The sequence below is a fragment of the Janthinobacterium foliorum genome (assembly GCF_978021625.1).
The window spans coordinates 252,202-274,707 of the sequence record NZ_CDXDQE010000007.1; the positions used below are offsets into that span (position 1 = coordinate 252,202).

The 22,506-nt window shown below is 69.7% G+C and carries 8 protein-coding genes; all 8 read right to left on the reverse strand.

Features of this window, described 5'->3' with window-relative positions; translation table 11 throughout:
* Positions 1 to 72 precede the first annotated feature (72 nt).
* Positions 73 to 2,313 carry a carbohydrate binding family 9 domain-containing protein gene (locus ACZ92H_RS16645; protein WP_131370007.1) on the reverse strand — a complete coding sequence of 747 codons (2,241 nt, stop codon included), beginning with the start codon at positions 2,311 to 2,313 and terminating at the stop codon, positions 73 to 75.
* Positions 2,314 to 2,338: 25 nt separating this feature from the next.
* Positions 2,339 to 3,862, reverse strand: a complete 1,524-nt coding sequence (locus ACZ92H_RS16650) for a glycosyltransferase family 87 protein (protein WP_465050078.1) — start codon at positions 3,860 to 3,862, stop codon at positions 2,339 to 2,341.
* Positions 3,862 to 5,229, reverse strand: coding sequence for an FAD-dependent oxidoreductase (locus tag ACZ92H_RS16655; protein WP_131370001.1), 1,368 nt, complete (start codon positions 5,227 to 5,229; stop codon positions 3,862 to 3,864). Before ACZ92H_RS16655 ends, ACZ92H_RS16650 begins: the two co-directional genes overlap by 1 nt.
* Positions 5,226 to 6,020, reverse strand: coding sequence for a DUF6875 domain-containing protein (locus ACZ92H_RS16660; protein ID WP_131369998.1), 795 nt, complete (start codon positions 6,018 to 6,020; stop codon positions 5,226 to 5,228). Before ACZ92H_RS16660 ends, ACZ92H_RS16655 begins: the two co-directional genes overlap by 4 nt.
* Before the next feature lie 148 nt (positions 6,021 to 6,168).
* Positions 6,169 to 7,506, reverse strand: a complete 1,338-nt coding sequence (locus ACZ92H_RS16665) for an MFS transporter (RefSeq protein WP_465050077.1) — start codon at positions 7,504 to 7,506, stop codon at positions 6,169 to 6,171.
* Positions 7,503 to 12,047 carry a non-ribosomal peptide synthetase gene (locus ACZ92H_RS16670; protein ID WP_465050076.1) on the reverse strand — a complete coding sequence of 1,515 codons (4,545 nt, stop codon included), beginning with the start codon at positions 12,045 to 12,047 and terminating at the stop codon, positions 7,503 to 7,505. The genes ACZ92H_RS16665 and ACZ92H_RS16670 overlap by 4 nt, the downstream gene beginning before the upstream one ends.
* Positions 12,044 to 15,400 carry a non-ribosomal peptide synthetase gene (locus ACZ92H_RS16675; protein WP_465050075.1) on the reverse strand — a complete coding sequence of 1,119 codons (3,357 nt, stop codon included), beginning with the start codon at positions 15,398 to 15,400 and terminating at the stop codon, positions 12,044 to 12,046. Before ACZ92H_RS16675 ends, ACZ92H_RS16670 begins: the two co-directional genes overlap by 4 nt.
* A gap of 4 nt (positions 15,401 to 15,404) precedes the next feature.
* Positions 15,405 to 21,278, reverse strand: a complete 5,874-nt coding sequence (locus ACZ92H_RS16680; protein ID WP_465050074.1) for an amino acid adenylation domain-containing protein — start codon at positions 21,276 to 21,278, stop codon at positions 15,405 to 15,407.
* Positions 21,279 to 22,506 lie beyond the last annotated feature (1,228 nt).

The following is a 22,506-nucleotide window of genomic DNA, read 5'->3' on the forward strand; positions in this document are numbered from 1 at the left end:
AAGCTCCCGTTGCTTGCAAAAACCAGGGCGGGCGCGCCGCGGCGAGGCCGGCCCTGGAGGAAATGAGCGGCCTTACAGCTGGAACAGATAGCTGAACTTGACGAAGACCTTGCGGCCTGTGTGCATGTCGAGGTCGCGCGTGCGCTGCAGCAGCTGCGGGTTGCCGATCAGCTGCAGGTTTTCCTGGCGGTCCGTGTAGCCCGCATACGCCGTCGTGCCGGGACTGAGCACATAGCTGAACAGCAGGTCGCCCGTCAGGCGCTTGCCGCCCTCGATGCCCGTCAGCGCCCGGTTGGTCTTCAGGTGGCTGTAGTCGAGGATCAGGTGGGCGGCCAGGAAGCGGCTGTGCTGGTAGCGCAGCTTGGTGCGCGACAGCAGCTCGCGGTAGACCATGCTGCCCGTCGGCAGGCCCGCCACGCCCGCCTGCGTGCGCAAGTCGTTCCAGTACAGGGTCTGCTCGACGCGGAACTGGGCCACGGGGGTGAACTTCAGGTTGGCCGAGACGCTGCGCGCGTCGCCGAGGAAGGGCGCCAGGCCCGGTGCCGGCTGGTAGTTGATGACCTCGTTCTGGCCCACGGTGACCCAGCCCGTCAGCCAGCTCAGCCATTCTGTGCTGGCCGCCAGCGAGTAGCCGGACTTGCGGAAGTCCAGGCCCGCGTATTTCTCGAACCCGTCCAGCTTGTGCGCCTCGAAGGTGGTGGCGCGCAAGCCGTTGACGCTGAAGAAGGCGTCGCTGGACCAGTCCTGCAGCGTGTTGTCATGGTCCTTGGTGCCCACGGCCTTGATGCTGGGGCCGGCGCTGACGAGCCATGGCGCGTCCGGGAAGTTCCACAGGTAGGACGCCGTCTGCGTCGTCTGGCGGATATCCGTGCGGGGAATGAAGGCCAGCGCGGGATCGAAGTCGCGCGTGATGTCCAGGTACTGGCCCGCATAGTTGAAGTTGCGGTCCGAGCGGCTCGCCTCGACGAAGGCCAGGCGCCCGCTGTGGTCGGGCAAGCCTTCCATGCTGGACTTGCTGTGCGCCAGCTGGCTGCTCAGCACCCAGTTCTCATCGATCTTGTAGCGCAGGTCGACGCCGGCCACGCGGTTGCTCTGCTGGCCGAACTTGCGGTCCGTCAGCAGCACGCCCACGTTGGAGTCGCCGGCGAAATCGTTTTGTACGCGGGCCACGGCGATGCGTGCCGTCTTGCCATAGTCGCGGCTGTCGCGCGGCAGCGCTTCGCCCGGTGCCAGGTCATCCATCAGCAGGCCGCCCACGGACCAGTGGCCTTCGCGGCCCGTCAGGCGCGCGCCGTAGCGCGGTTCGGCGATGCGGCGCGAAAAGAACAGCGGCTGCGGCGTGGTGAAGAAGCCTGAATTTTCCAGGAAGAACGGACGCTTTTCCGGGAACAGCACTTCGTAGCGCTTGTCGATCAGCACCTGCGGCTCGTCCGACTCGACCTCGCTGAAATCGGGCTTGTAGGTCAGGTCGAGGGCGAACTTGTCGGCCAGCACCAGCTTGGCGTCGAGGCCGGCCTGGTTCTTGTCGTCGCGGTCCCAGAAGGTCCTGGCCGGGTCGCTGGCGTTCAGGGCGCGGCTGCGGCCGATATAGCCATACGGAATCAGCTGGATGTTGCGCCCGGACGTGATCGGCTCGGGAATCTGCACGGGCGCCAGCTGCGGCACGAAGGCGGCCTGGCGCTTGGTGATGTAGGGCCAGTAGGAAAACTCGTTCAGGCGCGGCACGATGCGGCCCACGGCGATGCCCCAGTTCTGCACGTCGGCGCGGTTGAAGCGCAGGCTCTTGAACGGGATGGCCATGGTGACGACGTAGCCGGTGGGCGTGATCTTGCCGTCCGACTGCCATTGCGTGTCGAAATTGAAATCGTCGCCCAGGCCTTCCGTGTGCTTGGCATCCATCTGCACGCCGTACGGGTTGGCATAGAAGCGGAACGAGCGCTGCTTGTCGTTGAAGGAGTCGATTTCCAGCTGCACCGCGTCGTCGCCGGGCAAGTCTTCGCGGCGGGCGATGCGCGCGCGCACCAGGGCCGGGTCGTCCGTGCAGACGAAGACGGCGTACAAATGTTCGTCGTCGTACGACAGGTAGGCCTTCGTTTCCAGCAGCGACGGCTCGCCGTCGCCGGGCGCGTACTGGCGGAAGCCCTTGATTTCCACGCCGGCGTCGGCCGGCACCTTGCCGATGTAGTCGGCCAGCACGGGCGCATGCGCGGCGCGGGGGATCTGCAGGCGCTCGTCGGCCAGGGCGGGAGCGGAAAAGGCCAGCATCAGGCACAGGGCGGTGCGGCGCAGCGGGGTCAGGATAGCTTGTTTCATCGTGGTTTTTCTTTCTGAATGGGGGTCAGGCGGCCGCGGGCGACGCGGACGCGGTGGTGTTGGCGCTGTCTTGGGCGGCGGGGCGGCGCAGCACGGGCCACAGCCAGAAGGCCAGGGCCAGCAGCTGGCTGGCGGTGGAGACGGCCAGCAGCAGGGGCAGGTGCTGCGGCTGCACCAGGCCGATCGGCATGACGATGGCAAAGGCCAGCCACAGCACGCCGTAGGCGGCGCTGCGCAAGCCGCGCCGCGCTTGGCGCCCGGCCTGGCCGGCGGCCAGCAGGCACCACAGCCACAGGGCGGGGAACAGCGCGTAGTCGTCCGGCACGAAGGGGCTGCGCACGGCGGCCAGGCCCAGCAGGCCCAGCCAGACGGCGGCCAGTTCCAGGCGCGAATACGCGCTGGCGCGGCGCGCCGCCAGCCAGGCCAGCGCCACCACCACCACGCTCCACAGCAGGGCCACGGCGGCCAGGTGGCGGTATTCCAGGCCATCGAGGCCGAACAGTTTGAGCTTGAGCACCAGGGCCGGCACCGAGTAATTGATGGCGACCACCGCTTCCAGCCCTTCGAGCTGCATCCAGGTCCACACTTCGCCGCTGGCGATGCGCGGCATTTCATAGCCGACGAAATCGCGGAAGGGCTGGGCGCCCAGCATGGCGTAGGCCAGCGCCGCGTACAGCAGCGAGAAGGCGATGCTCCACGCCAGCGCGCGCCAGCGCTTGCAGAACAGCAGGTAGGCGCACAGCACGCCGGGGAAGATCTTGAACAGGGCCAGCGCCATCACGGCGCCGCCGGCCTCGTCGCGTCCCCGCTGGAACAGCAGCATGGCCAGCAGGGCCAGGGCGATGGCGGCCAGCTGGAAGTTCCCCGTCTGCATGGTGATCAGGGTGGGCAGGGCCAGCCAGGCGGCCGGCAGCAGCAGCGCGGCGCGGCGGCCCGCGGCGCCGCCGATCCAGGCGCAGACGGCCAGCATGATGGCCGCCACCAGTGCCGCATCGACGGCGAACCAGACGGCGCGCATGGCCACGAAGCCCGCGCCCAGGGACGCCGCCAGCTGCGGCAGGATCAGGAACGGCGGCGGATACAGGTATTCGTCGAGCTTGAAGCGTCCCTCGTTGCCCGCGTAATGGGCGCTGTCGTAGATGTTCGCCGCCCCCGCGCTGGCCAGCTCGGACGCTTTCCAGTACGAGGAAAAGCAGCTGTGGTTGACGTAGAAGGGGTCGTACCAGATGGCCGACAGCTGCGGCTGCTGCGGATCGGCCATGAACAGGGCGACGCCGGCGATGCGGGCCACGGCCAGCGCGGCCAGCGCCAGCCACAGCAGGCTGAGCACGGGATGCGCGCGCAGCAGGCCGTCCAGCTCGCGCGGCAGGTGGCGGGCCAGCACCGGGCTCAGTCCCAGTGCGATGGCCAGCGGCAGCAGCGCCAGCGGCGACGGCGCCGCTTGCAGGGCAGTGGCGGCGACGGCCGCGCAGATGCCGAAGAAGGCGCACAGCAGCAGCGCCACGGCCAGGCGCTCCCACGCGCGGCCTTGTACATGTACAGGATGCATCAGTTACCTCCAATCAGGGTCAGGGACAGGACAACGGCGGCAATGCCCAGCATCGCCAGCGCCAGCGCGCCCGAGGCGTGCAGGACTCTTTCCTGGCGCCGCGCCCTTTGCAGCGCGTCGCCGTAGGGCATGGTGGTGTGGGCGATCATGGTGTACAGCGGCAGCCAGCCGCGCGGCCAGGCGCGGTTGAGCAGCAGGTCGAGCTTCTTGCGGGCGACGAACCACGGCGACTGCACTTTTTGCCGCAGTTCCGTGAAGTTGGCTTTTGACAGTTGCGCCAGCGCATCCGTGTGCCGCCGCCGCGCCAGCTCGTAGCTGGCAAACGCGCTGGCCGTGTCGCCGCGCGCCGCAGCGAGGGCGGTCATCAGGGTGCAGCAATCCTCGAACGCGGAATTCATGCCCTGGCCATAGAACGGATACACGGCATGGCAGGCGTCGCCCACCAGCACGGCCCAGTCGCCGAAGCGCCACGGCGCCGTGCGCGTGGTGATCAGGGTGCCCGTGGGGTGGCGCGACCACTGTTCCAGCAGGCCCGGCAGCAGGGGCAGCAGGTCGGGGAAATACTTGGCGAACAGCGCCGTCACGTCGTCCTCGCTGCGCACGCTGGCAAAGCTGTCTTCTCCCTCGAAGGGCAGGAACAGGGTCAGGGTGTGCGAGCCGTCCTGGTTCGGATGCGAGACGAACAGGCAGTGGCTGCGCGGCCACACGTGCAGGGCCGTCAGTTCGATGGCCGAGCTGCCGTCCGCGCGCGGCGCCAGGGTCAGCTCCTTGTAGCCCCATTCCAGGTATTCCTGCTGGTAATCGGCGCGCATGCCGTGCTGCAGTTCGCGGCGCATGCTGGAAAACGCGCCGTCGGCGCCCACCACCCAGGCCGGATGGGCCGTGATGCGGCGTCCGCCCGGCGTTTCCAGTTCCAGCTCGCGCTGCGCCTTGTCGGCGCGCAGCAAACGGTGCTCGAAATGCAGTTTTACCTGCGGATGCTGCTCGGCCTGGTCCAGCAGCAGGTGGTTGAGCAGGTTGCGGTCGATCGAATGCAGCACTTCGCTGTCATCCTTGCCATACGCCTGGTAGCGCGTGCTGCCGTCCGGCGCGTGGATGACCCTGCCGCGCATGACGACGGCGTGGGCCAGCACCTGCTCCAGCAGGCCCACCATCTGCAGGGCTTGCATGCCGCGCTTGGACAGGCCCAGGTTGATCGAACGGCCCGCCGCGCCATCCTGGCGGCGCGGGTCGGCGCGGCGTTCATACACGTCGACGCCATGGCCTTGCCGCGCCAGCGCCAGGGCCAGCAGGGAGCCGGCCAGGCCGCCGCCGACGATGGCGATGCGGTCGCTACGGGCGCCGTGGGTAGCTTGGGCGGCGCTCATGCCGTCTCTCCCGCGCCTGCCGCATCGGGCTGGCCCTGGCCTGCCTGCCACTGTTCGATTTCGGCGGCCACCACGCCGTCGAGCGCCTGCTCGAAGCGCGACCAGCCCAGGCTGCCGGCCAGGCGGAACAGGTAGGCGCGCAGGTAGGCGGCCCGCACGGGCGCCGCGTAGGCCGCGCGCAGCAGGAAAGGCAAGTCCGAATCGACCATGTGGCGCATGGCCAGCATGGGGATGGGGCTGCGCAGGGGGCGGAACTCGGCATTGCGCAGGCCGGGGCTTTCGTTGCTGGCGTGGAATTCACCGAGCATCAGGCCCTTTTCCACGAAATCCTTCTTCAGCAGTTGCTGCACCTCGTCGACGACGCCCGCGCCCTCGGCGCCCAGGTTGGGGAAGATCACGAGGAAAGCCTTGTTGATGGCGTCCGGGCCGCTGGTCGGTTCGGTGGCGAGGAAGAGGTCGCGGTAATACAGGATCACGCGGGAAATGCTGTCGAGCGTGGGTTCGCGCTCGGCGATCTCGGCCATCCAGATGCTGTCCTGCTCCAGCGCCACAGGGACGAAGGGGCAGACGGCGCCCTTGCGGCCCAGTTCCGGGTGGCTGCGGGCGAGGAAGGCGCGCATCCATTCCAGCACGCTGGCCAGCGCGGAGTGGCTGGGATAGTCGCGCGCCACCTGGGAAACGCGCATCAGTCCGTATCCGGGACCGTGCGCGGCGGCGGCTGGCTTGTCGTGATGGGCGACCGGGCACTTGTTGGGCGCCGGTGCCGTGTGCAGCATGTCTGTGTCAGTCATCTTGCTTGCTCCAGTGGGTCGTTGTTGTTGCGATGTCGTGGTCACGTTGTTATGAATTTGCTACTGCATTGCGTTGTTGAAGAAAAAGCGTCCCCATCACGCTGCGGGGCAGCGCTTTTTCATTCACCTTGGTACTACCGAGAAAAAATCAGGCGGGCTGGGCGTCCCCTTCGGGCGGAGGCTGGGTCCAGGCGTCGGGCAGCTCGTCGGCGCGGCGCAGGGCCGGGATGCTGTAGGCCAGCATGGCGACCAGGCTCATCGCCAGGCCCAGGACGATGAACATCAGGCCCATGCCGCGTCCCGCGCCCGTGCCGATCAGCTGGCCGATGGAGCCGGCCAGCGCGCCGCCCGGCATCAGCAGCGGCTCGAAGACGTGTTCGGCGAGCGGGCCCGCCAGGCAGTAGCCGACGGGCATGGCCGCTTCCGACAGCACGCGCTGGATGGCGAAGCAGCGCCCCTGCAGGCCCGGCGGCACCTTGCTTTGCCACAGCGAATCGTTCGACGCGCTGATCACGGGCAAGGTCAGGAAGAACACGAAACCGGCCGCCGTCACCAGCACGAACGATGGCGCCAGGCCATGCGCGGCCAGGGCCAGTCCGGCCAGCAGGGAAAAGCCCAGCACGCCGTTGATGCGCTTCTTCATGCCCCCCGAGGCGGCCATCAGCACGCCGCCCAGCAGCAATCCCGCGCCGCCGATCGACATCTGCACGCCCAGCAGGGCCGGATCGGCCATCGACAGCACCAGCGGCGTGATGGTGATGGCGGCGATGCCGAACAGGAAATTGCAGGTGCCGAAGACCAGCAGCAGGCCGAACAGGCTGTTGCGCTCGCGCACATAGCGCCAGCCCGTCGCCGCCTCGCGCCACAGGCTTTGTCCTGCGCTGTCCTGGCTGCGCGGCGGACGGGGGATGCGCGCCAGCAGCATGGCGATGAAGGCGGCGACGAAGGACAGGGCGTCGATCAGCAGCACGCCCGGCAGGCTGATCAGGCTGACCAGCACGCCCGCCAGCAGGGGGCCGGCCACCTGGGCGATGGCGCCGCCCGTCTGCACCAGGCCGTTGACCCGGCTCAGCTGGCCGTGCGGCACCAGCAGCGGGATGCTCGACGCATAGGCGGGGCCATGGAAGGCGTTGGCCAGCGCCGTGGCGCCCACGCACAGGTAGATGTGCCAGATGGCCAGCTGGCTGTTCATCAGCAGTCCCGCCAGCACCAGCTGGGCGCTGGCCGAGACGATGTCGCAGCACAGCATGATGCGGCGGCGGTCCCAGCGGTCGACGAGGGCGCCCGCGAACGGCGCGATCAGCAGGGCCGGCACGGCCATGGCCACGAAGATCAGCGCGAACTGGGTGGTCGACCCCGTCGTGCGCAAGACCCAGATGCCCAGCGCAAAGCTGGACAGGCGCGAGCCGATGCCCGAGGTCATCTGGCCGAACCAGATCAGCAGGAAGTCGCGCAAGCCCGCGTAGCGGCGAGTAGACGTGTTCATGCGCATGCCCTTTCCTGTGGCGTGGCGCCGGCAAGGGGCAGGTAGCCCTGGCCGCGCATGTAGGCGAGGCAGGTGGCGAACAGGACGCCGTCGGCCGGCGGGCACACCTGGCCCAGCGCGGCGGCCATGCGTTCGGTGGCGCCGCAGTCGAAGCCCGGTTCGCGCGCGTCGGCCTGCTCGGGGAACAGGGCGGCAAAGCTGGCCAGCGCGTTTTCCTCGCCGCCGGCCACCGCCTGCTGCAGGGCGGCGCGCCATTCGGCATAGCCGGCCAGGCGCACCGGGTGGCCGGCCGCGCGCAGGCCGTCCACCAGCGCATGGGTGGACAGGCGGGCGGGATTGAGGAAGTGCCAGGTGCCGCCGGCGCCGTCGTCGGCCAGCACGCGGCCGGCGATGACGGCGCTGACGTAATCGACGGGCGCCATGTCGTAGCTGGCGCCGGCGATGTCGGGCACGAGGCCCAGCTGCGCGCAGCCCTTGATCCAGCTGCTGAAGTAGTCGCCCAGGTTGGCGCTGCCGCTGCCGCTGTCGCCCGTGATGCGGGCCGGCCGGTACAGCGCCACGGGCACGCCGCGTCCGCGCGCCACCAGGGCCAGCTGTTCCGCCACCCACTTGCTCTGGTTGTAGCCGCCCTGCTGGCTGTGCGCCGTGGGCGGCGCGTCGCTTTCGCGCACGGTGGCGCCAAGGTAGTCGGCGCTGACGTACACGCCCAGGGTCGAGACCATGTGCACGGCCTTCAGCGCGCCCGTGGTGGCCAGGCGCAGCACCTCCAGCGTGCCGCCCACGTTGGCGGGCGCCAGGCTGGCGTACGGCGCGAGGAAATTGACTTGCCCGCCGTTGTGCACGATGGCGTCGGCGGCGCTGGCCACGGTGGCATAGCCATCGTCCGTGAGGCCCAGGCGCGGCGCGGCCAGGTCGCCCGGCAGCGGCGTGAGGCGCGCCGCATAGCGCTCCTGCCACAGGCCGTACTGCTGCAGGTTGGCGCGCAGGCGCCGCGCGCCGTCGGCGGCATCGTCGGCGCGCACCAGGCATAGCAGCTGCGCGGCGCTGGCGTCGAGCAGGTCGCGCAGCAGCCAGGCGCCAAGAAAGCCCGTGGCGCCCGTGACGAGGATGGCGCGCGGCGGCCCGGCCCGGCGCGGCGCCGCGCGCGCCGCATCGATGTCGGGCGGCAGCACGGCTTGCGCGGCCAGGTCCAGCACTGGCGCGGCGACGCCGGCCAGCAGGTCGTCCACGACGCGCGACAGGGCGGCGATGCTGGGCGCGGAAAACACGGCCGTCAGCGGCACGTCGACGCCGAAGGCGCGCGCCAGCTGGAACACCAGCGGCAGGGTCAGCAGGGAATCGCCGCCCACGCTGAAGAATTCATCGTCCGTGCTCAGGCCTGCGCGGCCCAATAGTTCCTGCCACACGGCCAGCATGCGCTCCTCGGTGGCTGTCGCCGGCGCGACGATGCTGCGCGCGTCCAGCTCGTGCAGCGCCTGCGTGGGGGCGGGCAGGGCGCGCCGGTCGATCTTGCCGTTGCCGGTCAGCGGCAGCGCCTGCAGGCGCTCGAAGATGGCCGGCAGCATGGCGTCGGGCAGGCGCGCCGCCAGTCCGGCGCGCAGGGCGGCGCCCGTCACGCCGGGGCCGACAAAATACGCCACCAGGCGCTTGTCGCCTGGCGCCACTTCTAGCACGGTGGCGACGGCCGCCTGCACGCCGTCGCAGGCCAGCAGCGCGCTTTCCACTTCGCCCAGCTCGATGCGCACGCCGCGCAGCTTGACCTGGTGGTCGCGCCGGCCGAGGAATTGCAGGCTGCCGTCGCTGTTCCAGCGCGCCAGGTCGCCGCTGCGGTACATGCGTGCATGCTCGTGCCCGCTGTAGGGATCGGCGACGAAGCGTTCGGCCGTCAGCGCCGGCGCATGGCGGTAGCCGGCCGCGACGCCGGCGCCGCCGATGGCCAGCTCGCCCGCCGCGCCGCGCGGCGCCAGCTGCAGGTGGCGGTCCAGCACATAGGCGCGCACGCCGGGCAGCGGCTGGCCGATGGGCAGGTCGCTGCCTTCCAGGCCGGCGCCATCCACGGTGATGAAGGCGGTGGCGCAGACGGTGGCCTCGGTGGGGCCGTAATGGTTGGCCAGGCGCACGCGCTTGCCCGTCAGGCGGGCAAAGCGGCGCACCTGCTCCACGGGCACGGCTTCGCCGCCGAACATCATCAGGCGCAGGCCGGGCAGCACGCTGCCCGTGGCGCTGGCGGCGCCATCGAAGGCGTCCGTCCAGCGGCGCCACAGGGCGGCCGGCGCGTCGATGGCCGTGACGGCGTGGCGCGCGCAATACGCTTCCAGCTCCATGGCGCCCAGCTGGTTCGGCGCGCCATGCAGCACCAGGGTGGCGCCGCAGGCCAGCGCGGGGAAAATGTCGCCCACGGAGGCGTCGAACTGCAGCGGGGGAATCATCAGCAGGCGCTGGCCGGCCAGGTCGTGGACCTTGGCGAAGCCTTGCAGCAGGTGCAGCACGCTGGCCTGGCTGACGCTCACGCCTTTCGGCGTGCCCGTGGAGCCGGAGGTGTAGATCAGGTAGGCGGGCGTGCCGCCATCGACGGCGGGCGCGGTGAACGCGGCGCCGTCCGGCGGCGCACCGGCGGCCAGCACGGGCAGCTGGCCGGCAATGGCCAGCGCCTGCGCCTGCGCGGCGGCCGGCGCGACGATGGCGGTGGCGCCGGCGTCGTCCAGCATGAAGCGCAGGCGCGCCGCAGGCAGCGCGGGGTCGAGCGGCACGTAGGCGGCACCGGCGGCGACGATGGCCAGCAGCCCCACGAGGGCATCGGCCGAGCGGTCGGCCAGCAGCGCCACGTGACGGCCCGGCCCTGCATCCGACGCCTGCAGGCGCGCGGCCAGCGCGGTGGCCGCCGCGTGCAGCTGCGCATAGCTCAGTTCAACATCGCCATCCACGATGGCCGCGGCCTGCGGCGTGAGCGCGGCCTGGCGCGCCACCAGGGCGTACAGGCCGCCGTCGGGCAAGCCTTGCGTGGCGGCATGCGCGCCGCCATCGCCCAGGGCCAGCAGCTGCGCCCGCTGCGCGGCCGGCAGCAGGTCGAGGCGCGACACTTGTGTGGCGGGCGCCTGCACGATGGATGCCAGCAGCTGCGTGAACTGTTCCGCCAGGCGGGCGATGGTGCCTGGCTCGAACAGGGCCACGCTGTAGTCGATGACGCCGGACAGCGCGCCGTCGAGTTCCACCATGGACAGCGTGATCTCGAAGCGGGCCGCCTTGAACGGCGGCTCGAACGGGCTGGGACGCAGGCCGTGCCAGGCCGCCTGCGCCGCTTCCTCGCTGGCGCTGGCGGCGGGCGCCTGCAGCACGAACATGGTCTGGAACAGGGTGCTGCGGCCCGGCACGCGCTCGATCCGCAAGCCGTCGACGATGCGCTCAAGCGGCGCTTCCGCATGCGCCAGCGCGTCGAGGAAGTGCTGGCGGTTGCGCGCCAGCAGGGCGCTAAACGGGGGATCGTCCGACAGGTCCGCGCGCAGGGCCAGGGTATTGACGAACAGGCCGATCAGCGGCTCGCATTCGGGCGCGCCGCGGTTGGCCACCGGGGTGCCGACCACCACGTCATCCTGGCTGGCCAAACGCGCCAGCAGCACCTGGAAGGCCGACAGCAGCGCCATGAAGACGGTCGCGCCCTCCGCCTGCGCCAGGGCCTTGACGGCGTGCGACAAGGCGGGCGGCACAGCGAAGGCGTGGCGTTCGCCGGCGGGCGACAGGCTGGGGCCGCGCGGCGCGTCGGCCGGCAGTTCCAGCAAGCCGCTGCTGCCGGCCAGGGCCTCGTGCCAGAAGGCCACCTGGCGCGCCAGCGCGGCCTGGCGCGGCGGCGAGGCTTGCCAGCGCACGATGTCGGGGAAGGCCAGCGGCAGGGGCGCCAGCGGCGACGGCGCGCCCGCGGCATGGGCGCGGTACAGGGCCTGCAGTTCGCCATACAGCACGTTGAGCGACCAGGCATCGGCGATGATATGGTGCAGCACCACCACCAGCGCGTATTCCTGCGGCGCCAGGGTCACCAGGCTGGCGCGCAGCAGCGGCGGGCGGGCCAGGTCGAACGGGCGCTGCGTCTCGGCACCCGCGTAATCCAGCGCGGCCGCGTGGGCGGCGGCGAATGCCAGGTGCGACAGGTCGAGCCGCTGCACGCTGAAGGGCGCGTGCGCCGCCACCGTCTGCAGCGGCTGGCCGCCTTCCTCGCCAAAGCCCGTGCGCAGGGCAGCGTGGCGCGCGATGATGGCGCAGAATGCCGCTTCCAGCGCGGCGGCGTCGAGCGCGCCGCTCAGGCGGCAGTGTTGGTACAGGTGATAGGCGCCCGTGCCGGGCTGCAGGCGCTCGAAGAACCACATGCGCTGCTGCGCCGGCGACTGCGGCAGCGGCGTGCCGTCGGCCAGCGGCGGCAGGGCGCGCACGGCATCGCTCATGGACAGCTGCGGCGCGGCGCCCGCGGCCAGGCGCTGGCGCAGCAGGGCCAGCTGCTGCGGCGTCAGGCGCGCCAGGCGCGGGTCGTCGTGGAGGGGGGATAGGCTCATGTGTTTTCCAGTGCGCCGCCCAGCAGCGCTTCGATGTTGTCGTCCGAAAGGCCTTCGAGCTGGTCCAGCATGCTGGCCAGGTCGCCCGCATCCACGCTGTCGAGGCGGTTGCGCATCAGCGCCGCGCCGAAGGCCGCCACGGTGGGCGCCTCGAACAGCAGGCGCAGGCTGAGTTCGCCGCCAAAGGCCTTTTGCGCGCGCATTACCAGCTGCGTGGCCAGCAGCGAGTGGCCGCCCAGCTTGAAGAAGTTGTCCTCGATGCCCACGCGCTCCAGCCCCAGCACTTCCTGCCACAGGCCGCAGAGGATTTCCTCGTCGCCGTTGCGGGGCGCGACATAGCTGTGGCCGGGCGCCGCCTCGATGTCGGGCACGGGCAGGGCATTGCGGTCGACCTTGCCGTTCGGCGTCATCGGCAGGTGCTCCAGCATCACGTAGGCCGAGGGCAGCATGTAGTCGGGCAGCTGCGGCGCGATGGCGTCGCGCAGGGCCGCCGCCTGCAGCGCTTGGTCCGCGTGGGACAGCACATAGGCCACCAGGCGCTTGTCGCCGGGACGGTCTTCGCGGCAGATGACGACGGCCTGGCGCACGCCCGGCTGTTCGGCCAGCACGGCCTCGATCTCGCCCAGTTCGATGCGGTAGCCGCGCAGCTTGACCTGGTTGTCGATGCGGCCCAGCACTTCCATGCTGCCGTCGCGGCTCCAGCGCGCCAGGTCGCCCGTGCGGTACAGGCGCGCGCCCGGCTCCGGCGAATGCGGGTCGGCGAGGAATTTTTCCGCCGTCAGCTCGGGGCGCGCATGGTAGCCCTGCGCCACGCCGGCGCCGCCGATCAGCAGTTCGCCCGGAATGCCGGGCGGCAGCGGCTGCAAAAAGGCGTCGGCCACGTACAGGCGCGTATTGGCGATGGGCCGGCCGATGGCGATCGGCGCGCCGTCCGCCTCGATTTTTTCCACGCTCGACCAGATCGTCGTTTCCGTGGGCCCGTACATATTCCACAAGGTGCCGCCGCCGGCCAGCAGGCGGTCGGCCAGTTCGCGGCTCAGCGCCTCGCCGCCGCACAGCATGGCCATGCCGGGACGGCTTTGCCAGCCCGCGTCGAGCAGCATGCGCCAGGTCGCGGGCGTCGCCTGCAGCATGCTGGCCTGCGAGCTGTCGAGCAGGCGCGCCAGCTCCATGCCGTCGGCCGCCGTGGCCGGGTCGGCGATCTCGATGCGCGCGCCCACCGTTAGCGGCAGCAGCAGTTCCAGCACGGCGATGTCGAACGACAGGGTGGTGACGGCGCACAGGCGGTCGGCGGCCGTGATGCCGGGCCGCTCCAGCATCGCCAGCAGGAAGTTGACGACGGCGCCATGCGGCAGGCGCACGCCCTTGGGGCGGCCCGTGGAGCCGGAGGTGTAGATCACGTAGGCCGTCTCGCCGGCCGCCACGGGCGCGGGCGGCGCCACTTCGTTCAGGCGCGCCTCTTCCAGCAGCACCAGGGCCGGGCCGCTGGCCGGCAGCAGCGGCGCCAGCGCGCGCTGCGTGACGACATACCGCGTCTGCGCATCGTCGAGCATGAAGGCGATGCGTTCGGCCGGGTAGATGGGGTCGAGCGGCACGTAGGCGGCGCCCGCCTTGAGGATGCCCAGCAGCGCCACCAGCATGTCGGGCGAGCGCTTGACGAACAGGCCCACCAGCTCGCCCGGCTGCACGCCGCGCGCCAGCAGGTGGCGCGCCAGCGCATTGGCGCGCTGGTCCAGCTCCGCGTAACTGAGTTCCCGTCCCAGGTGCGACAGCGCGATGGCGTGCGGCGTGCGCGCCGCCTGCGCCTCGAACAGCGCATGGACCGTGCGCGCGCCGCCGTCCGGCAGGGCGCGCGCCGTGTCGTTCCAGTCGTGCAGCACGCTGCGCCGCTCGGCGGGCGTGAGCAGCTCCAGCTCGGACAGGCGGCGGTCCGGGTCGCCCAGCGCGCTTTGCAGCAGCTGCTGCAGGTGGCCGGCCATGGCGGCGATCGTGGCGGCGTCGAACAGGTCGGTCGCGTATTCGATGTACATGGCGAGGCCATTGTTTTCCTCGCTGGCGAACAGGGTCAGGTCGACGCGCGAGGTGCCCGACGAGATGACGCCAGGTTCGATCGGCGACAGCACCAGCCCGTGCAGGCGGATTTCCTCGGACGGGAAGTTCTGGAAGAACAGCATCACCTGGAACAGCGGCGAGTGGCTCAGCGAACGGTCGATCTTCAGCACGTCGAGCAGGCGTTCGACCGGCATGTCCTGGTGCGCGTACGCGCCCAGGGTGCCATCCTTGACGCGCGCCAGCAATTCGCGGAAGGTGGGGTTGCCCGTCAGGTCCGTGCGCAGCGCCAGGGTATTGGCGAAAAAGCCCACCAGCGCCTCGAGTTCCTGGCGCGGCCGGTTTGCCACGCCCATGCCGATGACGAGGTCGAGCTGGCCCGTGTAGCGCGCCAGCAGCGCCTTGAAGGCGGTGGCAAACACCATGAATGGCGTCGCGCCTTCCTGGCGGCTCAGGCGTTTCAAGCCGTCGTACAGGGTCGGGTCGAGGCGGTGCACGGAAGCCGCGCCGCGCCGGCTTTGCTGCGCCGGGCGCGGGCGGTCGCCCGGCAATTCCAGCACGGGCGGGTGGCTGAGCAGGCGCTGCTGCCAGTAGGCGAACTGCTTGCGCATGGTCTCGCCCTCGTCGTCGAGCAGGGCGTTCTGCCACAGCGTGTAGTCGGCGTATTGCAGCGGCACCTCGGCCAGCGGCGACGGCAGTCCCGCGCAATAGGCGTCGTACAGCTGGCACAGTTCCGTGTAGATGATGGTGTAGGACCAGCCGTCGAGCGCGATGTGGTGGCCGTTCAGCACGAACAGGTGCTGTTCCTCGTCCAGGCTGATGAGCACGGCGCGCAGCAGGGGCCCCGTGCTGAAGTTGAACGGCGTGCCCGCCTCCTGCTGCGCCAGCGCGGCCGCTTCCTCGCGCCGTTGCGCGGCCGGCACATGTTCCAGGCTGACGCGGCGCAGCGGCACGGGTGCCGGCGGCAAGATGCGCTGCTGCGGTCCCACGTCGTCGGTGACGATGGCCGTGCGCAGCACTTCATGGCGGCGCACGATTTCGTCGAGGCTGCGCTGCAGGATGGCGCAGTCGGGCCGCCCGCGCATCCACATGGCCGACGGCACGTTGTAGGTGGCCGAATTCGGGTCCATCTGTTCCAGGAACCACAGGCGGTTTTGCGCATGCGAGACGGGAATGCGCGCGGGCCGCGGCTGGCGCGTGATTTCCCGGCGCGCGGCGGGCGCCGTCTGCTTGCTCAGCTGCTGCATCAGCAGCGCGCGTTTTTCCGGCGAAAGGCCGGCCAGGCGTTGGTTCAAATCGGTCATGTCATCATCCCAGGATAGGCGAGCCGCCGACGGGCGCTGGCGCGTGCTGCAATTGCGCGCTGGCCTGTTCGTCGCTCAGGTTGTCAAGTTGTTTCAGGAGTTCGTCGAGTGCGTCCGCATGCTGGCTGGCCAGCTGCAGGGCGATGGCGTCGGCCATCTGCGCCAGGCGCGGCGCGTCAAACACGGCGCGCAGCGGAAAATCGATGGCGTAGTGCTGGCCGATGCGCGCCACCAGCCGCGTCGCCAGCAGCGAATTGCCGCCCACGTCGAAAAAGCTGTCGCCGGGGCCCACGCTGGCCAGGCGCAGCAGGGGGCGCCACAGCTGCGCCAGCACTTCCTGCTCGGCCGACAGGGGCGCCGCCGGCGCGGGCGCGGCCAGGTCGGCCGGGTCGGGCAAGGCATGGCGGTCCACCTTGCCGTTGGCGTTCAGCGGCCAGCGTTCGAGCACGACAAACGCCGCTGGCAGCATGTAGGCGGGCAGCTGGGCGCGCAGCGCTTCGCGCGCGGCCGCCGCGTCGAAGCCGGCGCCCGCCGTCAGGTAGGCCACCAGGCGCTTGTCGCCGGGGCTGTCCTCGCGCGCCAGCACCAGCGCCTCGCGCACCCCGGCGCAGGCGGCCAGGCGCGTCTCGATCTCGCCCGGCTCGATGCGGTAGCCGCGGATCTTCACCTGGAAGTCGTTGCGGCCGGCAAATTCGATGCTGCCGTCCGCGCGCCACTTGCCCAGGTCGCCGCTGCGGTACAGGCGCGCGCCCGGCTGCGGCGAAAACGGATCGGCGATGAAGCGCTCGGCGCTGTGCTGCGGCAGGTTCAGGTAGCCGCGCGCCACGCCATCGCCGCCGATGTATAGTTCGCCCGGCACGCCCACGGGCACGGGCTGGCCCAGCGGGTCGAGCAGGTAGACCTGCGTGTTGCCGATGGGCCGGCCGATGGGAATGGCGCGCGCCTCGTGCGGCGCGCCCGTCACGGCATGGGTGGTGGCAAACGTCGTCGTTTCGGTGGGGCCGTAGCCATTGAGCAGGTGGCGCGGCGGGCGCGCCTTGTCCATCACCCGCGCCACCACTTGCGGATCGAGCACGTCGCCGCCCGCCAGCAGCCAGCGCAGGCCGCCGAACGCCTCTTCCAGCGCATCGGCGTATTCATGGAACAGGCCCGCCGTCAGCCACAGGGCCGTCACGCCGCCATCGGCCAGCGCGCGGTTGAAGCGCGCCGGATCGAGCAGCGTGTCCTGGTCGAGCACCAGTACCGAGGCGCCGTTCAGCAGCGGCGCCCACAGCTCCCAGGTGGCCGCGTCGAAGGCCGGGTTGGCGCAGTGGGCCACGCGGTCGCCGTGCTCCAGCGGGGCAAAGCCGCTGTCGACGGCCAGGCGCACGATGTTGCGGTGTTCGACCATCACGCCCTTGGGAATGCCCGTCGACCCCGAGGTGTACATGACGTAGGCCAGCGCGTGGGCATCGATGCCGGCGACGGCCGGATCGGTATCGGGCAGGCTGCTGGGGGGCGCTACGCCAGGCTCGGCCAGCAGCAGCGGCGGGCCGCCAGCGGGCAGGCGCGCGGCCAGCGCGGCGCTGCTGACCACCAGCGCGGGCGCCGCGTCGGCGAGGATGTGCGCCAGGCGCTGCGGCGGGCAGTTCGCCTCCACCGGCACGTAGGCGGCACCCGCCTTGAGGATGGCCAGCATGGTGATCACCAGCGCGTCGCTGCGTTCGAGCAGCACCAGCACGCGCTGGCCCGGCTGCACGCCGGCCGCCAGCAGCGCGTGCGCCTGGCGGTTGGCCTGCGCGTCGAGGGCGGCATACGTCAGGCTGCGCGCGCCATGGCGCAGTGCCAGCGCCTGCGGCGTGCGGGCCGCCTGCTGCCGGAACAGCGCAGGCACGGTTTCCTGGCGGGTCGGCGCGACGCTGGCGCGGTTGAAGTCGCGCAGCACCTGCCGGCGCGCCGCCGCATCCATCAGCGGCAGGCGGCCCAGCGTCAGGCTGTCGTCAGCCGCCATGGCCGCCAGCACGGCTTGCAGGCTGGCGGCCAGGCGCGCCATGCCGTCGGCGTCGAACAGCGCGCTCGCATATTCCAGGTGGCCGCTTACCTGTTCGCCGTCGTCGTCGAGCAGCAGGGACAGGTCGAAATGCGTGCTGGCCTGCGGCAGCGGCAGCGGGCGCGGATCGAACAGGGCGTCGCCGCCTTGCGGCGCCGGCGTGTTGTTGAGCGCCATGACGCTCTGGAACAGGGGGCTGTAGGCCAGGCTGCGCACGGGCTTGACGGCATCGACCACCTGGTCCAGCGGCAGGTCCTGGTGTTCGTACGCGGCCAGCGCCGTGGCGCGGATGCGCGCCAGCAGCGCGGCCACCGTGGGGTCGCCGTGCAGGCGCACGCGCAGGGCCAGCGTGTTGACGAAAAAGCCCGGCAGCGCCTCGAGTTCGGGCAGCGGACGGTTGGCCACGGGCGTGCCGATGACGATGTCGTCCTGGCCGCCCAGGCGCGACAGCAGGGCGCTCCAGCCCGCGAGCAGGGTCATGAACAGGGTGGCGCCATGGCGGGCGCTGAGGCGGCGCAGCGCCTCGGCCAGCGGCGGCGCCAGCGTGATGGCCAGGCGCGCGCCCCGGTAGCTCTGGCGCGCGGGACGGGGGTGGTCGAGCGGCAGTTCCAGCAGGGGCGGCGCGCCATCCAGCTGGGCGCGCCAGTACGCTTGCTGCGCCTGCAGCGGCGCCGCATGCGCGGCATGGCGCTGCCAGCGCGCATAGTCCGCATACTGCAGCGCGGGCGGCGGCAGCGGGTCGGGCAGGTCCATGCTGAAGGCCGCGTACAGCGCCGCCAGTTCGCCGCACAGGATGCCCAGCGACCAGCCGTCGCTGATGATGTGGTGCTGCACCAGCAGCAGCTCGTGCTCGTCGTCCGCGCGGCGCAGCAGCAGGGCGCGCAGCAGCGGCCCGCGCGCCAGGTCGAAGGGACGCGCGATTTCTTCCGCATGCAGGGCCGCGGCGGCCGCCTCGCGCCGGGCTGGCGGCAGGCTGGAAATGTCCGCCTGGCGCAGGGGGAAGGCGAACGGCGCGCCCGCCACCTGGTGCGGCACGCCGTCGCTGGCGCCGAAGTGCGTGCGCAGGATGGCGTGGCGCCGCAGCAGGGCGTCGAGCGCCAGGCGCAGCGCATCGGCTTGCAGCGGCCCGCGCAGACGCCACGCCACCGGCATGTGATAGGCGGCGCCGGCGGCGGCGTCAAGCTGGTTCAGGAACCACAGGCGCTGCTGCGTGTACGACAGCGCCACCTTGTCGCCCGCCGGCGTGGACTGCGCCGTCAGCGCCGGCAGCGCGGCGCCGGCCGGGGCGCCGTCGAGGATGGCGGCCAGGCCGGCCACCGTGGGCGCGCCGAACAGCTGGCCCAGGGTCAGCGCCGTGCCGCTGGCCTGGCGCAGGCGCGACACGAGCTGGCCGGCCAGCAGCGAATGGCCGCCCAGTTCAAAGAAATCGTCATGCCGTCCCACCTGTTCGATTGCCAGCAGCTCGCGCCACAGGCGCGCCACCAGCATTTCCTGCAAGCCGACGGGCGCCTCCACCTGGCGCCCGGACAGGGCGGCGCGGCCGGGCACGGGCAGGGCGCGGCGGTCCACCTTGCCGTTCGGCGTCATGGGGAACTGCTCCAGCAGCACGAAGGCGGGCGGCACCATGTAGGCCGGCACGGCTTGCCCCAGCTGCGCGCGCAGGCTGGCGATGAAGGCGGCGCCGTCCGCCGGCGTCATGTGGCCGGCAGCGGCGCGCACGTAGGCGGCCAGGCGCTTGTCGCCGGGACGGTCTTCGCGGCACACCACCACGGCCTGGCGGCAGGCGGGATGGCTGGCCAGCACGGCCTCGATTTCGCCCAGCTCGATGCGGAAGCCGCGCAGCTTGACCTGGTTGTCGATGCGGCCCAGCATGTCCAGGCGGCCGTCGCGCGTCCAGCGCACCAGGTCGCCCGTGCGGTACAGGCGGCTGCCGGGCACGCTGGAGAACGGGTCGGCGATGAATTTTTCCGCCGTCAGTTCGGGCCGCGCATGGTAGCCGATGGCCACGCCCAGGCCGCCGATCAGCAGTTCGCCGGGCACGCCCACGGGCACCGGCTGCATGTGGCGGTCGACCAGGTAGACCTGGGTATTGCTGACGGGCTTGCCGATGGTGATCAGGCCATCGCCGGGCAGCACCCGTTCGCCCGTCGAATAAATGGTGGTTTCCGTGGGACCGTACAGATTCCACAGCTGCGCCACCCTGGCCAGCAAGCCGTCGGCCAGTTCGCGCGTCATCGGTTCGCCGCCGCTGATGATGCGCAAGCCATGGCGGCCCTGCCAGCCCGCGTCGAGCAGCATGCGCCAGGTGGCGGGCGTGGCTTGCACGAGCGTGGCGCCGCAGGCGTCGATCAGTTCGGCCAGCGCCAGGCCGTCGGCCGCGGTGGCCGTGTCGGCGATGGCCACCGTGGCGCCGACGGTGAACGGCAGCAGCAGTTCCAGCACGGCGATATCGAACGACAGGGTGGTCACGGCGCAGATGGTGTCGCCGGCCGTCATACCCGGCTGGTGCAGCATGGCGGCGAAAAAGTTCACCAGCGCGCGGTGCGGCAGCAGCACGCCCTTGGGACGTCCCGTGGAGCCGGACGTGTAGATCACATAGGCGGGCGAGGCGGGATCGACGGCCACGCTGACGGCCGGCGCATCGGCCGCGCGTTCGGCGATGTCGTCGATGGCGAGGAATTGGCGCGCGCCGGCAGGCAGCTGCGCCTGCAGCGCGTGCTCGCCCAGTACCAGGCGCGCCCCCGAATCGTCGAGCATGAAGGCCAGCCGCTCGGCCGGATAGGCGGGATCGAGCGGCACGTAGGCGGCGCCCGCCTTGAGGATGCCCATCAGGCCGGCCACCAGCTGCGGCCCGCGGTGCAGGTGCAGGCCGACCAGGTCGCCCGGCTGCACGCCCAGCTCCAGCAGGCGGGCGGCGATGCCATCGGCGCGGCGCGCCAGTGCGCCATAGCTGACGCGCTGCCCGCCATGCACGATGGCCGTGCGCTCCGGCGCGCGTGCCGCCTGGGCATCGACGAAGTCGTGCGCGTTGCGCAGCGGACCCAGGGCCAGGGCGCTGGCGTTCCAGTCGTGCAGCAGCATTTGCCGCTGCGATGGCGGCAGCAGGGCCAGTTGCGCCAGCGGCAGGGCCGGATCGTCCAGCAACGAGCGCAGCAGCTGCTGCAGGTTGCCGGCCCAGGCGGCGATGCCATCCGCGTCAAACAGGTCCAGCGAGAAGTCGAGGCGGCCCGCGTAGCCGCCGCAGGCGGCGGCATCGAGCGCCAGCGCCAGGTCGAACGGGCTTTCCTGACCTGGCTCCAGCGCTTGCGGGCCGACAGCCAGCACGGCCTGGAACAGGGGGTGAAAGCTGTCGCTGCGCGGCGGCTGCAGCGCGTCAAGCAACTGTGCCAGGCATGCGGGGTGCTGCTGCGCCATGGTCAGGGCGTCGCCGGCCTGCGCCAGCAGGCTGCGGCCCGTGCTGGCGTCGTCGAGGCGCAAACGCAGCGGCGCCAGCCGGCCCTGTTCCAGCACGCCGATCACCAGGTCGTGCTGCCCGCTGAGGCGGGACAGGAAGGCCGTCCACGCGGCAAGCAGCACGGATTGTGGCGTTGTGTCGCAGCGCCGCGCCAGCCGCTGCAGTTGGGCGGCAGTGTCCGCGTCAAGGCTAAAGGGCTCGCTGCCCATGCGCCAGCTTTGGCGGGCCGGGCGGGAACGCTCGCCGGGCAATTCCAGCAGGGCGGGGGCGCCGTGCAAATGCTGGTGCCAGAAGGCGGCCTGTTCTGGTGCCAGGGGGGCGGCAAGGCCGGGTCCTGGCGAGGCACTTGCCAGGCGGCTATGCCGAAGAGTGTGGAAATAGTCTGTCAGAGCCATGGTGTACACCGAAAGTGAGGCAGTGAGTCAGTCCGGTCCGTGCCAGGCAAGCCGGGCGGGATCGGGGCGGAAATCAGCGTTGCGAATATAGCATCGGGATTTTCATTTCCCGGGCATCTTGGTGTTTTCAACTTAATAACAACACTTGGCCCTGATAATGATTTTTTAGCCAATTTTTCGATTATTCGTGCGCACGGGCGGGCGCCATGATCGATGGTGTCCGGCTAATCGTGGCGATAGCGGAAAACGGTGCTCATATCGGCAGATGAATATCTCGTTGGCATGTCGAATGCACAATCGTGGTGCAATGGCGGGCCGGCCTGGCAGCAGGTTCTGCGTGCCATGCAAGCCGGAATGCGCCCTGGAGGGATGCTGGAATGGCGAAATGACGGGGTGGAAAAAAATGGTGCAGTGCACGAGAATAAGGCAGTGCTGCGATGGCGGAAAAAATGATAAATGGCAGCAATGGAAGGTGGTTTGCGATGTTAACTACTTGTAATTTTTAGTAAAAAACAAAAACATGGAAAATATTATAAAAAGCCAATATGTCGGAATTAAATAGTAAAAAATATAAAATATTCATTGAAAATTCTGTCATAATAATAAGCTGCAAAATATGATTCTGTTTGTAGGGCAGATGGCATTATGGTTTTGCGGTACGGCATGCCGGCAACTTGCCGTTCCCGTGGGAGGGCTTGCCAGCGCTGCATTTTGCTGCCATCGGCCACATTAAAATGTTACCGGTAGTAGTGAATTTAAGAATTGCTTAAGTATTAAATATCATTTCCATATCATCACAAAAATTATCATCTTCATCATCGATTTTCGATATAAGAAATTTTTTATATTCAAATGTGAAAATAAAGAAAACGTATATGAAAATAAAATAATTTAATGCACTCTGGTAGAAAATTACTATCAAAAGTATGGTATGCAATGATTGGGAGAAATTGAATGCGAAAAGCCATCTACGCTAACTTTCGCGAAGTGGTGGCTAAGTGGCTATAAAAATGCTTTAGGTTTAAATGAATTTATTTTTGTGTGTATATGTGTGAGTTTTCTTCAGTATTGGAGATGGCGCAGCATTACAGCCAGGCCGATACCTGTCCGGCGATTATGTCCGGCGGACGGCGCGGTATTATCCGGCACGCCGGCACGGTAGTGGCTATCAATATGAAAGTTACTGAGGGGGAAGTCGGTGGACGCGCTGGCGCGGTGTCGGCGCAAT